Source organism: Legionella worsleiensis, from assembly GCF_001467535.1.
In the GTDB taxonomy this organism is placed as follows: domain Bacteria; phylum Pseudomonadota; class Gammaproteobacteria; order Legionellales; family Legionellaceae; genus Legionella; species Legionella worsleiensis.
Window position 1 is genome coordinate 56,004 of the sequence record NZ_LNZC01000002.1, and the last position, 15,245, is coordinate 71,248.

Sequence of the window (15,245 nt, forward strand, 5' to 3'; positions counted from 1 at the left end):
CAATTCAAACTATTTTGCAGAAAATTTACATTGAATGATCTTTTCTAAATGGCTTTTGATATGGTTATCTTCTAGGGTTTTACGCTTAATTTCGTCGATATCCTCTTCAGTCGTTGCCTGAATTGTCATTAGCATTGCAGAAGGATGTCCATCAGAGCTCGCTATCCAATAAACATATTTTCCGTCACAATAGTCTGAAGGTTCTTTTCGGCCATTCACGAAATTTAAAATATCATCTTTATGGCCCTGTGTGTTGTCCCAGAATTCTTGAACAAATGGCTCAACAAGCCAACCGATAATAATATCGACATGATTTAAGTTGGCTTTTTCAAAACTTATATTCATTATGTTAATCTCTGTATATGTTTCAAAATATTTTCTGCTACTTGTGCCGCAGACAATTGACTCACATCTAATTCTAATAAATGCGGATGCTCTATAGTGATGAGTTGCTCTGTTTGGTATACATCCTGAGGATCAATTGATTTCCATCTCACTCTTCTGGACGGTTCAGTGATACGCCTTAAATGTTCTTCTTCTGAGATGAGCCATACTAAAGCCAAATATTGTATCATGAGGCCTTATTCAAGTTGAAACTTAACAGGCAGTAGAAAACAATAAACATGTCCCTATTTGATTTAATCGGTAAAACAGCATTAATTACAGGTGCATCAAGTGGTCTTGGAGAACAGTTTGGATGAACAATAAGGAACACAAGCTTGGTTTGCCATTAGAATATCAACAAATGCCTGAATATTTCGATGCGCATAATATAAGTGAACAAACTGAAGCTAAAAATGCTCTGATCGAGAAATTACTAAAAGATAAAAAAGTTAAAACGGTTCTGGATATGACTTGTGGCACCGGCTCACAAGTCCATGAGATTTTATTAATCAGTGCATATAGGGTAACTATTTTTCGTTCTTGTTCATGCAATGGTTTAAACTAGAGAGAGTGCATTTTTTCATCTTATTAATCAGAACATACCATTCTCATTAGCAGATTTTTCAGGCACTAGTTGATGTACATCCCAATGTTCAACAATTTTATTATTTTCTAAACGAAAAATATCAATAATAGCCTCCCCACGTGTACCTGGCTCTTTGATTGAATGCACATGTAATATCACAAAGTCACCTTCAGAAAAAACACGTTTTATTTCATTATGTGAGTAAGGATAAGTTTGGTTTAAGTACTCTATAAATTTTCTTAATCCATCAATTCCATCTTGAGCAAGAGGGTTATGTTGAATATAGTGTTCACCCAAATAAGGTCTAGCAGCACTAAAATTTTTATCATTAAGTGCATATTGATAAAAAGATAAAACTGTTTCTTTGTTGGATTCTTCTACAGTACTTAAAGCCATGCACACACTTGATAATAATATAAAGAAAATCGTTAAAAGTAACTTATTAATTATGTTCATTTTAATTCCATATACTTTAAATATCTATTGAGCTGTTAGTGAGTTTATCCTAACCTATTGAGGTTTAAAATACTGATCTGTGCAATTATAAACTAGAGGTAGGGTGTTTTTTTAAGCTTGAGGATAAATACATTTTCCTTTGAACCTTGGGAAATTTTTCAATGGAATATCTTAGCATGGTTCTTGGCATTTGGCTGGCGTATTGATTTAGAAATGCTATTAGTTGGTTTTGATCTTTTTTACCGGCCTCCCTCAGCATCCAACCCACGGCTTTATGAATTAAATCATGTTGATCATTAAGGAGGAACGTTGCCAATTTAAAGGTACACGCTAAATCAGCATAACGGATAAAGTACCATGTTGAAACAATAGCAATGCGCCTTTCCCAAAGTATTTTTGACTTCGCAAGAGTAAACAGTATTTCTTTATTGCCTTCAAGAAGATGGGCACCAATAATTAAGTGTGCTGAGGCATCTACAAGATTCCAGTTATTTATATGGTTTAGGTTATTCAGATAGAATTGATATAATTCTTCTTTAGTCTGCTTCCCTGCTTTTTTGTACTGGCTTATCAATATGAATAAGGCAAGTAATCTTTCTTCATTATAAGGGGATTCAAGAAGAGTTTGTATGTCTTCAAGTGGTAAATTTTGATATGTTTTAGCAATTTGACGCAATGTGGGAACTTTGACGCCTATAAATTGATCGTGTTCTGCATAATGTCCAGCTCCTGTTTTATAAAAGGTCGCATGTTTTTCGCTTGAAACGGAAGCGGATTGCAATAATTGTTTTTTTATTGTGAGAATAGTATTCATTATTTATTCAGCCTTTCATGTTCAATTAACCATTTTTTTCTAGCAATGCCGCCTCCATACCCGCCGAGACTTCCATCAAGATTAATGATCCGATGGCAGGGGATAACTATGGCCAATTGATTCGCACCATTTGCGTTGGCAACCGCTCTGAATACTGTAGGTTTTCCCATATTTACTGCTTGCTTTGAGTAACTTCTTGTTTCTCCATAAGGGATCTGAGTTAATTCTTGCCATACTAGTTTTTGGAAAGGACTGCCTAAAAGATTGATGGGGGTTTTAAATTCTTTTAATGTTCCCTCAAAATAAAGTTTTAATTCTGTTTCAATAGAGATAATGGGTTTTGTTGACCCTGGTATAATTGCAGATTTGGTTCTTTTTCTAAGCCTTTCTACTTCACGCTCCAATCCCCGCCTATCTACAAACTCTAAAAGATATAAGGATTCATCATTAGCAATAGCGATCATAGGGCCTAGAGCAGTATCTAACCAGGAGGCTTTTAGTATATTTAAGTGTTTGCTTAAATGAGTAGGTGCAGCACCCATGATTTTAGAGAAAGCGTCTCTAAAGCCACTGCTGGATTCGTAACCTGCATTAAGTTGTGTTTCAATCACTGTTTCACCTTCGCGTATTTGTTTCATTGCAATTCCCATACGTCTTGCTCGGGCATATTCGACAAAGGTCATACCAAATCGCTTTTTAAATTGTCTACGAGCTGTAGACGCATCAATAGCCAAGGTTTCGAAATCACGGTCCTTCCATCGTTTTTCTGGATTTTCTTCTACGGCTTCAACAAGTTTTTTAACACTATCTGAAACCTGGTTAGGGTGAGAGAGTGGTTTGCAGCGTATACAAGGTCTGAATGAAGCAAGAAGCGCTTCATGGGCCGTGCGGTAAAATTCACAATTATCATACTTTGGCTTTCTAGCGGGGCAGGTAGGACGGCAAAATATACCGGTTGTTTTAACACCCACATAAAAAACACCCTCATATTCGGTATTTTTTTCTAATAGTGCTTTGTAAAATTCTTGCTTTAGGTCATCAGATAACATTTTATTCTCATTCAATTTCAGTTTATAAGTTAGAAAGTCTGCTAACTATAGGGAATTTATAAAAATCCGCGACCGAAATTCAGGCATTGATTTTTATAGTCTTAGCTTTCTGAAAAAAGAGTGTGAGTATTATATTTAGTCCTCCTTAACAGAAATTACTCCTATACTTCTTTATATTTAGACTCATTAGCAGAATCCTCACTCCCCGATGCATATAAAGAACCATTCAATCAACCTTGAAGCAGCAGTGCCCTTTTCTTACACCTTGTAATTCAAACCTGACAATCCCCTGCAGTCGCAACACATCTGGCCATAAACTCTTTCAATAAATTCTTAAGTTTCCAATGCTGGAATGATATAAGTTGCTCTTTGCCACACGCCAACATAAATCTATATTGGTACGATATCCCATAAACGCTACTTAATAATTGTGCCGTCATAAAAGCATCTAACAAATGCTCTTTGGATTCAAAAAAGTTTATATAATTGTTAAAACAAGCATTCTTAATCCTCAGATACGTACCATCGTTATCTGTTAGTCCATGATGTTTTTTTATTTGTTCCAAACAGTTTAGTAGCGAAAAAAATGGATGCGAGATTACTATTTCACCCAAATCAATAATCGTGATGTTTGATACATCGTCTATGAGGGTGTTGTTGTCATTAAAATCAGGCTGAACAATAGTTTGTTTGATAGAATAGTCAGATAATTTTTTACACAAACTAGAAACCTTTGGAAGTAGTTCCTCTAATTGGCTAATTTCTACTTCAGACAGTCCTTCCGCAGTCAATAAATCTTTTTTTGAAATTAATTCTTTGTATAAACCAGGCAATTTATCTAGTCGATAATCGGGAACCCCAATATCAAGAAAAACATCTACGCTTCCTGCAACAGCGATTTGAAGTGATGTAAATTGGTCAATAGCTTTGCAAAGCAACGCCTCATCAAATTTCTGTTTTAGAATTTCTCTTAATGATTTACCTGCATCTTTCATTAAAAAACAATGTATTTCAGTATTGCGTGCGATAACTTTTGGAACAGGGGCATGAAATTGAACACGCAATGTTTGGATAATGGCTGGCTCCAAGGCAAGTAATTCTGGCGTGTGTTTCAAATAAATGCAACCCTCAGATGTTGCAAAACGAACGACATAAGACCAAGGTGTGTTTTGCACAATTTCTGGCAGACTGCTTTTTAGTTTATAACCATGAGATACAAGGTATTTGCAAGCCCATTGAATAACTTCTTTCTTCAGATTGTTTGGTATCATTTCATTCACAGTACACTTAGGTACACCTATGTTCAAAAGTTTTTGATATTTGCACAAACTCGCTCAAGCTCAGCAGTTGGATATGGTGTTGTTGTAGATTCTTTGAGTTTTTGAAAGAACTCGTGCATCACAACCGCAATAGGTAAATAACGCATTACTATTGTTTCAATAGTTGGCGCAAGAGGCTTTCCCTTTCCACAAGCATAGTCATCTAATGTAGAGCTATAGTTCTCTATTCCAAATAATTCCATTAATATCCATTTAACTAAATGAGCTGCTGTATAACACTTATCATAATTATGATGACTCTTGAGGAAATCCAATTCGGCTTCTGACAATTCAAATCGATTAGATGTTGCCAGACCAAAGTCAGCAAAATACAAACTATGGCCATCAGTCAGCACATTCCAAAAATGCGCGTCAAAATGCAATAAACCACGTGAGTTTATAAAAGAAGTCGTTTCTCTTAGATTCTTTTCCACCATTGCGCATGCTGACTCTGCAGCCTTGCCGCCAATAGCCATTTGTTTTCGTAGCCACTCGTGTACGTTTGATGGGAATTGCTCAAGAAACAATAAAATATCGGCTGACGCTGTTAAATTTTCAAAAAGACGTGTACGCACCGCTGACGATCCTTCCCAATATTCAGTGTTACGCTCCAGTTCATTTAGCTGCTCAGCAGTCGGTGGGTTTGGAGTTGGTTTTGGTAGAGTGCGCCAGTGATACAGTAGGGGAAAGTTATGACACTCGCCTGAGAGCACCCAATTAGTCGTCATTATATTCGCGGCAAGTTCGCGCCAAACACCAAATCCCGGAGAGCCTATAGAGCCAGGCATACCGTATTGGCAGTAAGATGGTAACCCATATAAGTTTGCTGTTGACCTAATGTTTTTAGATTGTCGCTCAGTGTCTGTTAGACGTATTTTCTTAACAAAAATAGGTGTACCGGCAATTTCCAAGGAGACGGTGGTACAGCCAGTACTCGTATCACTTGTTGTGGCACTTTCAAGAAGCGCTAAGAGACGATGGTCACTTAATAGTGCCAATTCAGTAGAAATGGTACTATAGTTGGTAAGGCGTTTAGCAATTTGATTATCTTGTATATTCATTTTTCGTTATCTCATAAAGGAGTTGAACCGTATCAAAACGTCTAAATCTATCAATAGCACGCATACCAATACTCTCGAGTAGGCAACATGAGTTCGTATTAGCTTCCTGAGTAATAGCGATGACCTTATCCAGGTTAAGTTGATTAAACCCATAATCCAGATTTGCACATGTTGCTTCTTTGGCTAGTCCTTTTCCCCATGATGCAGGAAAAAACATATAAGAAAGTTCAATGCCATCTTCAGAATGATGCAGCCCACAAATACCGATGACTTGCTCCTGTTTTTTATCAATAACAGACCATTGCCCAAAGCCATGTTGGTCCCAATGTCTTTGAAGTGAAACAATTTTTTCATCGATTAGTTCATTTGAGACTACACCACCAAGAAATTGCCGTACTTGCTTGTCTTGCCAAAGAGCACGTAAGAGTAATGCATCTGCTGCAGTTGGTCTATGGAGCTGAAGGTGCGTAGTCTCAACGCCATCACTCTTATAGATTTCGTACCAGAATAACTCCATACCATCGGAGGTTTGTTTTTTACCTCTAAAATTAAAGCCAGATTTTTGTAATACTTTTTGAGAGGCAGTTTGATTCGGATAAGTGGCTGCAACAAGCTTATTAATTAATAAATGTTGAAACCCCCAATGGACTAGAGTTTTTGTTAATTCGGTGGCATAACCTTTTCCCCAGAACTTTTTGTGTAAATGATAGCCGACTTCAATCTCGGGTTGGGTGTCATCAAATAACAGATGAAACAAACCAGCCTCCCCTACAAAACTGCCGCTTTCTTTTTCGAATACCAAATAAAATCCCATGCCATGTTTTTTTTGGTAGGACAGAGCAAAATTCAAATAATCCTCCACTTGCTCTTTTGTTTGAGCCCCACCTTCGCCAGTGTATTTCATTACTTCAAAATCAGATCGCAATGTTACTAACTCATCTAAATCAGATAACTCTGGTGCTCTAAGGACTAGTCGTTTTGTTTCTAAAAAAATACTCATCCCTTTACTCGCTTATCTGAGTCAAACGAAGACTTGAGGAGGCCTTGACTTAAAGCACCTGGAAAAACAGTATCGTGATCCATATCATTTAGAATATTAAAAACAGTGCTTAGATTTCTGTGGGGTTTGCTCATGATTGTTTCGTTCAATAACTTTAAATCATCTATCATGTGGTAATCGCCTTTATTTTCTTGGTCGCCGATAATAAAGCAAGCGCGGGTTTTCTGAAGTAGATTAAAATCCCGCTTTCTTTGGGCTGATTTTAACACCAAATGATTATCATACCAGAGAGATGGACTGACGATGATGTAATGATTAAATACTTCAGGATGATGGACTAATAAATAAACCCCAAATAATCCACCATAAGAATGACCGACAAAAGTAGCGTTTTGATTGACTCTATATGTCTGGTGAAGATATGGAATAAGTTCTGAATGAATAAATCGATAAAATGATTCGGCACCACCCGAGTATTTTTGATATTCAGATCCATAGCCCCCTGAGCTAACATAGCTTGGTGTGTAATCTCTGGTTCTATTTTTCTTATACTCATTAGGATTTGCATAAGCTATCCCAACAATAATGGAGTCGCTGATTCTATTTCTATCAGATAAATGCTCACTAATTTGTTTCGCTAATGCAAAGCTGTAGTCAGCATCTAATAAGTAAATAATTGGGTAGCTTTTGTTGTTCGAAGTGTATTCTTTGGGGAGGCTGATGTATAAATTATATTTGACTCCATTGATCTTGGAAGGAAACTCTTTGGTTAAAGTATGATGTAAAAACAATTCATTCGAGGATTTTTTTGCTGGAATATCGGTTTGTTTCATGGCCGATATGTCAGTTGCTGCCATAAGGTTTAAGGACCAGCCTAAACTGAAACATGCGAGTATTTTTTTCATATACTAGTCTCGTAAGAACTTTATAATCAGATCATTAATTTGTTGCTGAGTTACCTCTGAACCACGATCACATAAATCGATATGTTTAGCCTCAAGTAGTGGGATAATTGTTATGGCTAATTGTTTTAATGACTTTTTAGGAGGCAGTACACCTTCATCTGCTTTAGTATCATTTCCACGTAGCGATAAAATAGGTGTTAATCCGGTGCGTGGAAAAGGCATGCGCAAGCTATCCAGCGATATAATTTTTTCCACTAATTGAGGATAGTTGCTTGCAAAGAGCATGGCAATATCACCACCATTAGAATGGCCAATTAATGTCACTTTAGACAAGTTTAAACTGGGGTTGATGCGGTTAAGCTCTTTGATTACGTAAAGTATATTAGAACTTCCTCGCTCCCATAAGGGTTTCCGTCGCTCAAATAGATTGCCGGTTTGAGCTAATGGAGGATCTGATTTTAAGTCATGCTGGATGCTTACAACAAAATAACCGTTTGCTGCAAGTGCATTGGCTAAAAATGAATATTCAGTATTGCGTACTGTGTATCCGTGATTAATGATGGCAACGGGTAGTTTAAGGATGCCTGCATTTGCTTTCCCTTGTGATTCATTACTCACATAAATTTTAACTGGAATAAGGCGCTTGCGGTCTTTATCATAAAATTTAATGGTATTAGTGGTGATAAATGGATTGTTATCAGGTTCAGGATCTTTAGACCAATCAACCACTTTCCCCCGGGTAAAATCCCATCGATAAAGCCAGGAAACACCAAAAGGGGCATAGTAGGCATCAGCGGACAGATAGGCTTTATCCTGTAACGCATCATCAAGACTGATAAAATGATAATCGTATTCTTCTGCTATAGTTAAGAGCGATTCAATGGCCAATGAATTAATAAGATTGGCATGCAGAAGCCAAATCTGATTAATATTCCTACCAAATATTTGCTTGGATGCGCTTTCATAAAAGGCAAATTTTGCACGGGTATGCTTCAGGTAACTTTGAATGATTTTGTTTTTATTCTGAGGGAACTCATGTAATTGCTGATTAAATTTCCAGTCATCAGTGTCTATAGTAACTGGAGCAACCAGATATCCCTCATTTTTTAAAAACGATTCAAATTTAGAACGAATCTCTAATGTTTTACCCGTATCAAGGTAGGGATGTCTAAAGTAGTGGTACTGCCTACCGGCACTTTGCATTAATTGTTTGGATATTTTAGAGCCATTAATCACTTCGGCTTTAAATTTCTTGGGTGTGAGGCTGCTTAAGGACGGATGCGAATAGGTATGATTTCCCAAATTAAATCCGTTATCTACCCATAATTTTAAGAGATTTATTTTTTCTTGAGTTTCATTAGTGCCGTAGAGTTTCCCTTCATTCACAAATCCAATTGCAGGTACTCTATATTTGATAAGTGCATTTACTATTCTCTGATTTATTTGAGCTTGTTCCTCTATAGATTCTTCTATTGAAGCAGGTAAATCGTCAAAAGTAATTGCTATTTCATTGGCGTAACTAAAAATCTGATAGCAAAATAGGAAAAGAGCCTGCGCTATTAATAGAGCTATTTTGAATTTCATGTATTATTGTTCCAATTCATTAATCAAGTAAAATAATTGATTCAGTGCCTCATTTTTCGCTCTGAAACTGGCGAATGTTGCATGTTTTTTACTGTCCGCAATGTGTTTCGTAAAGGTAATCACACGACCGTCTTTCTCAATCCAACCCACGAACCATCCATGTTGTAGTGGTAGTTTTTGGCTTTTATCCTTTGTTAACTGTCGACCATTACCCGTTTTTCCATATAGTTTCCATCCACCCGCTAATTCTTGAATATATAAAATGTCTTTAGTCATAGTGAGCGCTTTTGGGCTCACAGGTAATTTTTTATTGACTATTTTTTGTAGAAACTGAATTTGTTCACTGGGTGAGATAGCAAGCGAGCTTGATAGCCAGGCATGGGTTAGTCCATTATTCTGACCTTTGTCGCCGGAAACATCCTGATTGCCATAGTGAAATGCATCAACATAATTCTTAAATAGGGTCATGCCTAATTGTTGCGTTAAAACTTGCGAATACCATACACAAGAATCCCTTATCCAGGTACGCGGATTATGAGGATATTTCCATACATTGAGATAAAGTTCATATTCTTTTTTGTACGGCCATTCTGGATGAAGTTTATCTTTTAATATTCCTGAATCAAAACCCATAAGACTCAAGGCAATTTTAAAGGTTGATTCTGGTGAAAAGCGTTGATTGCAATCCCTACCTTCGTGCTTTAGCACGGTTTGATTTTCCTGTACCAGAAAGCAAGTGCTTTGGGCCCAAGTAGTACTACAATATAATAGTGTCATACATAGAAGTACGCTTGATTTCTTCATAACAACTCCAACATCATTTTAATTTATATCAATATGGGTACGAGCTGCGCTGTCGCACCCATAGGTGATTTATAGCTTGGGACTACTTAGGCTATTCATTGCAACCTTACGAAATACCGGAGCAGCCAATTCACCACCGGAGGTCAAGTTTTTGCCATTTTTGCTTAAATGACCGTCTTCAATCACGACCACCATAGCGTAACGTGACGCATTAACCGGTAGATATCCAGCAAACAAGGCAAGATGTTTACCCTGAGCAAAATTAATACTTTCTGCAACTGTTCCTGTCTTACCAGCTACGCTAACACCAGGAATCGCAGCGAGTTTTCCAGTGCCATTTGTGACAACATTCTCAAGGATATGATTTATTGAGCGTGTTGTTGTTTCTGAAATAACTGGTGCCTCTCCTTCTTTGAATGGACGTCCTTTGTTAGCAAGAATGGCATAGGATTTTGTTAACGAGTCAATCGTGACCGGTATATTCTCACCAATTGAAGCCATTGCAAGTTGCAATTCATCACTTTGATTTGCTTGCCACCAGGTGTTCATGTCAAAACCAAATTCAGCTAATTTTTTACGAATTACTGGTGCTCCAGTATCTTGAGAAACTTTAATAAGGCATACATTACTTGATTGTGCGATAGCCTCTGTTAAGGAAGCAGAACCAATATTGGGATTGTAGTCTGTAAATGTTTTTCCCTCTATCTGATAAGGTGAATGGCAATCATAGGTCTTTGTTTCAGAGCTATGGCCCGAATCGATTGCTACGGCTGCAATAAAGGGTTTTATCGTGGAGCCAGGTGAAAAAACACGTGACTTCCAACTGTTCTTATTTTTATTCTTACTGGACTCAGCAAATGCAATGAGTTCACCGGTTTTTGCATTGACGATTGCAATAACCCCCGATTTAGCATGATATTGTTCCACCGCCGTTTTAATTTCTTGTTCTGCAATATTTTGCATTTTAGGATCTAAATGGGACGTATCGATTTCTTTTGCCTTAGAACCGGTCAATGATCCTACTGCTGAATAGGCGACACAGATTGGTGCCAAAATAGAAAACCCCACAAATCCAACCCCTAACAATAAGGATTTAGATGGTTTAAGTGGATAAGCTGATAACATTGAAATTCTCCTGATGATAAAAGTACAGTCTTCGTTGTCTTTGCCCAAAGCCATACCCACCGTGCATGCAATTTCTCGGTTAGATGACAGAGAACATTGAGATACTGTCTGAACAACATCAAACAGACAGTGGCCATAGTCATGCGCCGAAATTTTTGGCTGGGCAACCAATACTTCATCACATGAAAATTCTTGTAATTCGCTTAAAATACCGCCCCATCGGGTAACACCTGGATTGCCAAAAAAAATGATACGCACAATCTCGATAAAATAGGCCCATAGGCAATCACCATTACGGTGGTGTTGGCCTTCATGAGCAATCGCAATCTTCACGTTCTTAGAAGAAGAAAGTAGGGATACGGGTAATACGATATACGCTTTGTTAAATAAAACGACTGAGAACGGAATATGGCAACGGTCAGAGACTTTAATAGCCAGTTTACCAGAAGTTCGATAGGGAATTGCTTCAGCGAGCATAGTCTTTAAGCGACTTAAACTCAATACTACCTTGTAACCTCGAAACAAGACGAGCAATAAAAACAGTATATAAAAGAGCTGAAAATAACTCGTATTGACTACTGAAAAAGTGGTTTCTGATTCAGGAATTTCTTGCGAAGGTTTAGCCTTTAAGATGGGGTGGTTCACATACTCTTGCAAAGCATCAATGGATGTATAGTGATGCCGTTCAGGGTTTTGGGTGGTGTTTATACAATGAACAATTAATGGGGAAATCACACAGCTGACTAATAACAAGCGGGCCAATTTGAGTTTAAATGACGGCTGATTCGCAAGCCAATGACCACCAATCAGCCATGAGCTTACTAAAAGTAAGCAATGAATACTCAATAAAATTTCTAGGAATAACATAACTAGACCTCTATTTGTTGTTCGGAAGTTACCAATTGTTTCAGCGCTTCCTCAATGGCTTGAATGTCGTCATGCTGTAACTTTTTGGCCATCAAAAGTCGTTGCACCAGTGCGGCAGGTTCACCATCAAAAACATTGGTTACCATGTGATCAATACACGTACTTTCATAGTCAGACTTTGTAACAATAGGAACAAAAACATGAGCATAAGAGTTTTTTTGGCATTCAAGAAATCCTTTTTGTTCAAGTACTTTTACTACCGTTGCTACAGTGGTATATGCTAAAGGTCTTTCTTTAGACAAATGTGAAACAACCTCTTTAATAGTTACTTTATTAAGGTTCCAAATGATATTCATTAATTCAAGCTCTACCTCTGTAAGGAGGCGATCATGGGCAAAAGTTTGCGACCCTTTTTTGGTGGACATATTTTTCTCCAAAAACTAAATAGAACATAATCTACTATTCTTTTAGTAGATACTACTATAAAAATAGTAGGATTGAAATAGTTCTGAAGAAATGAATTTTTGGAGCTTCTTAGAGATTTTTCCCTGGATCTAAAAAACTCCGAACGGAGGTTATAAAAATAAACTCATTTGCTTTTTGGCAAATGTTATTACCTTTACAAGTTGTTGTAGACGTGTAGCTATCATGCCTTTTTCTTCCTCGCTACGGTTAGGATATTCAGGCTTTTTTCTGCCACAAAATCATTTCCATCCATATCATATTGCCCTATGACTTTAAACCCATTGTGCTCAAGCATTGTCTGCAATTCTTCGGCACTATAAATTTGCAGGCTGAAGCTATTTGTGTGTATTTTTGGCTCACCTTTTTCTTTAGAAATGGTATAGTGGTCATGGGAGGTTAGAAGACCATGTTCTCTGTCAATCTCAGAATGTTGAATGTTGCGGATTTTGACGCCATTAACAATGTTCTCAATATCCATCGCAAAATCATCAATGATGTTATCAGTAATGGCTTGTAGGTTAAAAATGTCAAAAATATATATGCCGTCAACTTTGAGGTTGGCGTGTATATTCTGTAGTGCTTTTTCAAAATCCGCTTTGGTTAGGTGGCCAATGGCGTTGAAAATAGTAATAACTGCATCGAATTTTCCAGCGTTCACTTTCCGTATATCACCGTCAATGAAAATAATATTACGATTCATTTCTTTTGCTTTGCTTCGTGCTCTATCAAGTAAAGCAGGGCTGAAATCACTACCAACGACTTCATAGCCTCGAACGGTCAAGTAAAACACTTGTGATCCGGTGCCACAGGTCATATCCAGAACCGTTTTAACTTTCTGCTCTTTTAGTAATTTCACTATTAGAGCATTTTTAGCTTCCGTCTGTTCACTTATATTATGCGCATCAAAATATTCAGGCATTTGTTGATATTCTAATGGCAAACCAAGCTTATGTTCTTTATTGTTCATTCGATCTATTCTCCAAATCCACTAGATGCGCCTGTAATTAATGCTATTTTACCGGTTAAATCAGAAGGACATGTTTATTGTTTTCTACTGTCTATTAAGTTTCAACTTGAATAAGGCCTCATGATACAATAGTTGGCTGTAGTAAAAAACAAGATAGGCCAATTTTTGACCTATTTTATAGTTTGAATATGAGTTGAAGAGATAAAAGAGCTTATGAAGATTACGTTCACGCAACTAACTGAATCACATTTTTCCCTACTTTTGAAGTGGCTTGAAGCAGAGCATGTGAAAACATGGTGGGATCAGGATGTCCATTGGACGAATGAATTGATTTCTAAAAAATATGCCGATTATGTCAAAGGGTATAAGCTGGTTCATGGTACTCCTAAACCCATTAACCCTTATATTATCTGTGTTGATGAGAAACCTGTGGGCTATATTCAACTCTATAATGCGTATGATTTTCCACGCTCAAAATCACTTCAAGGCTTGCCTCAATGTCTTGCGGCCTTCGATGTGTTGATAGGCGAGACAGATTATTTGAACCGTGGCATTGGTGCATCTGCAATTACAGCATTCTTAAACCAATATGCGGCTTCATATACCCATATTTTTGCTGATCCTGAAAGTACCAATCTTGCGGCAATTCGAGCCTATGAAAAAGCAGGTTTTAAGAAAATCGGCTTGCAACCAGATACAAATGAACTATGGATGATAAAACAAAAAAGCACTTACATTATCTACTTGTTTGGCCATCCTGGCACTGGGAAATATACAATTAGCCAAGAATTGCTGAAAAATGGATTTATTGTTTGCGATAATCAACTCATCAACAATCCAATTTTTGCATTGCTAAATTACGACGGCTTTAGCAAAATCCCTGAGTTTGGATGGGATGCCATAGGGCGCATTCGCACTGCTATTTTTGATTTCATCGCTATGGAGCAAAATCACAATTACGTTTTAACCAATTGCCTATATGAAAATGAAGGCGATCGGGATTGCTACATACAAGTAGAAACAATGGCATTAAAACGCAACTCGATCTTTATTCCTGTAAAATTACTTATCTCAGAAGAAGAAAATCTAAGACGTATTACAGATCCCTCTAGAAGAGCGCGATGGAAATCAGTTGATCCTCAAGATGTACATCAAAGAGAGCAACTCATTCACGTAGACCATCCACATTTGTTGGAATTAGATGTCAGTGCTTTGTCCGCAGTTCAGGCAGCAGCAAACATTTTAGAATATGCATTCAAGTTAAAAAATAACAACGGTGGAACACATGAGCAATAAATCTGATCCACTAAACATCAGATACCGCAAAGCCAATATAAATGATCTGCCTTTGATTGTGACTTTTCTCCTTGAAGATGAGCTTGGAAAAACACGAGAAAACAAGCAGTCAGTGTTAGATCAGCGCTACGTTGATGCGTTCTACAAGATAGACATTGACCCTAATCAATACTTGATGATTGTAGAAAACGACGATGAAATTATCGGGACGTGCCATTTAACGATCATGCCATCACTTACTTTTACCGGCCAAACTCGAATGCAGATTGAAGCTGTAAGGGTTTCTGAACAATTTAGAGGTCAAAAAATTGGTGAATGGATGATGAATGCTGCAATCAATTATGGGAAATCCAAAGGCGCCTCAATTATTCAATTAACAACCAATAAAAAACGCTTAAGAGCAAAAAAATTCTATGAGAAATTGGGTTTTGAAGCTAGCCATGAAGGGATGAAATTGTATCTGGAGAAAAAACAATGAACCTACAGTTTAAAAAAGTCAATGCAAGTGATATCGATACAATTTTTGCCTGGCTTGCAGAACCTAACGTTCAAGAGTTCTGGGA

General features: G+C 37.3%; 17 protein-coding genes. 3 read left to right on the top strand and 14 right to left on the bottom strand.

Going from position 1 to position 15,245, the window contains the following annotated elements:
* Window positions 1-9: 9 nt before the first annotated feature.
* Complete coding sequence (locus Lwor_RS00600; protein WP_238584589.1) at window positions 10-345, bottom strand: hypothetical protein; 336 nt, start codon at window positions 343-345, stop codon at window positions 10-12.
* A complete protein-coding gene (locus Lwor_RS00605; RefSeq protein ID WP_058491778.1) occupies window positions 345-575 on the bottom strand; it encodes a hypothetical protein in 231 nt (76 codons plus the stop codon). The genes Lwor_RS00600 and Lwor_RS00605 overlap by 1 nt, the downstream gene beginning before the upstream one ends.
* A 122-nt stretch (window positions 576-697) precedes the next feature.
* Here Lwor_RS00605 and Lwor_RS00610 point away from each other — a divergent pair, with 122 nt between their 5' ends.
* Window positions 698-949 carry a type I restriction-modification system subunit M gene (locus tag Lwor_RS00610; protein ID WP_058491779.1) on the top strand — a complete coding sequence of 84 codons (252 nt, stop codon included), beginning with the start codon at window positions 698-700 and terminating at the stop codon, window positions 947-949.
* Between the two features lie 27 nt (window positions 950-976).
* On the opposite strand, the gene Lwor_RS00615 is transcribed toward Lwor_RS00610, so the two are convergent.
* The 12 genes from Lwor_RS00615 to Lwor_RS00670 all read right to left on the bottom strand — a co-directional run bounded on the left by Lwor_RS00615 (window position 977) and on the right by Lwor_RS00670 (window position 13,386).
* A complete protein-coding gene (locus Lwor_RS00615) occupies window positions 977-1,426 on the bottom strand; it encodes a nuclear transport factor 2 family protein (RefSeq protein WP_058491780.1) in 450 nt (149 codons plus the stop codon).
* A gap of 85 nt (window positions 1,427-1,511) precedes the next feature.
* On the bottom strand, window positions 1,512-2,240 hold the full coding sequence (locus tag Lwor_RS00620; RefSeq protein WP_065235824.1) for a DNA alkylation repair protein: 729 nt from the start codon (window positions 2,238-2,240) through the stop codon (window positions 1,512-1,514).
* Window positions 2,240-3,289 (bottom strand): bifunctional transcriptional activator/DNA repair enzyme AdaA, encoded by a 1,050-nt coding sequence (locus Lwor_RS00625; protein WP_058491782.1) that lies wholly within the window; start codon window positions 3,287-3,289, stop codon window positions 2,240-2,242. Before Lwor_RS00625 ends, Lwor_RS00620 begins: the two co-directional genes overlap by 1 nt.
* A gap of 272 nt (window positions 3,290-3,561) precedes the next feature.
* Window positions 3,562-4,560 (bottom strand): toprim domain-containing protein, encoded by a 999-nt coding sequence (locus tag Lwor_RS00630; protein WP_058492203.1) that lies wholly within the window; start codon window positions 4,558-4,560, stop codon window positions 3,562-3,564.
* Window positions 4,561-4,592: 32 nt separating this feature from the next.
* Window positions 4,593-5,669, bottom strand: coding sequence for a hypothetical protein (locus Lwor_RS00635; protein WP_058491784.1), 1,077 nt, complete (start codon window positions 5,667-5,669; stop codon window positions 4,593-4,595).
* Entirely contained in the window at window positions 5,653-6,669 is a 1,017-nt protein-coding gene (locus Lwor_RS00640; RefSeq protein WP_058491786.1) for a GNAT family N-acetyltransferase, read from the bottom strand. Before Lwor_RS00640 ends, Lwor_RS00635 begins: the two co-directional genes overlap by 17 nt.
* Entirely contained in the window at window positions 6,666-7,574 is a 909-nt protein-coding gene (locus Lwor_RS00645) for an alpha/beta hydrolase (RefSeq protein ID WP_058491792.1), read from the bottom strand. Before Lwor_RS00645 ends, Lwor_RS00640 begins: the two co-directional genes overlap by 4 nt.
* A 3-nt stretch (window positions 7,575-7,577) precedes the next feature.
* Complete coding sequence (locus Lwor_RS00650) at window positions 7,578-9,158, bottom strand: alpha/beta fold hydrolase (protein WP_058491794.1); 1,581 nt, start codon at window positions 9,156-9,158, stop codon at window positions 7,578-7,580.
* 3 nt (window positions 9,159-9,161) lie between these two features.
* On the bottom strand, window positions 9,162-9,962 hold the full coding sequence (gene blaOXA, locus Lwor_RS00655; protein WP_058491795.1) for a class D beta-lactamase: 801 nt from the start codon (window positions 9,960-9,962) through the stop codon (window positions 9,162-9,164).
* Between the two features lie 69 nt (window positions 9,963-10,031).
* Window positions 10,032-11,954 carry a M56 family metallopeptidase gene (locus tag Lwor_RS00660; RefSeq protein WP_058491796.1) on the bottom strand — a complete coding sequence of 641 codons (1,923 nt, stop codon included), beginning with the start codon at window positions 11,952-11,954 and terminating at the stop codon, window positions 10,032-10,034.
* Between the two features lie 2 nt (window positions 11,955-11,956).
* Window positions 11,957-12,379, bottom strand: coding sequence for a BlaI/MecI/CopY family transcriptional regulator (locus Lwor_RS00665; protein WP_058491797.1), 423 nt, complete (start codon window positions 12,377-12,379; stop codon window positions 11,957-11,959).
* A gap of 221 nt (window positions 12,380-12,600) precedes the next feature.
* Window positions 12,601-13,386 (bottom strand): class I SAM-dependent methyltransferase, encoded by a 786-nt coding sequence (locus Lwor_RS00670; RefSeq protein WP_058491798.1) that lies wholly within the window; start codon window positions 13,384-13,386, stop codon window positions 12,601-12,603.
* Between the two features lie 213 nt (window positions 13,387-13,599).
* Between Lwor_RS00670 and Lwor_RS14025 the strand changes: the two genes are divergently transcribed.
* Window positions 13,600-14,682 (top strand): GNAT family N-acetyltransferase, encoded by a 1,083-nt coding sequence (locus tag Lwor_RS14025; protein WP_083501542.1) that lies wholly within the window; start codon window positions 13,600-13,602, stop codon window positions 14,680-14,682.
* Window positions 14,672-15,160: a GNAT family N-acetyltransferase gene (locus tag Lwor_RS00685; RefSeq protein WP_058491799.1), complete on the top strand. Its 489-nt coding sequence runs from the start codon at window positions 14,672-14,674 to the stop codon at window positions 15,158-15,160. Before Lwor_RS14025 ends, Lwor_RS00685 begins: the two co-directional genes overlap by 11 nt.
* Window positions 15,161-15,245: the final 85 nt, after the last annotated feature.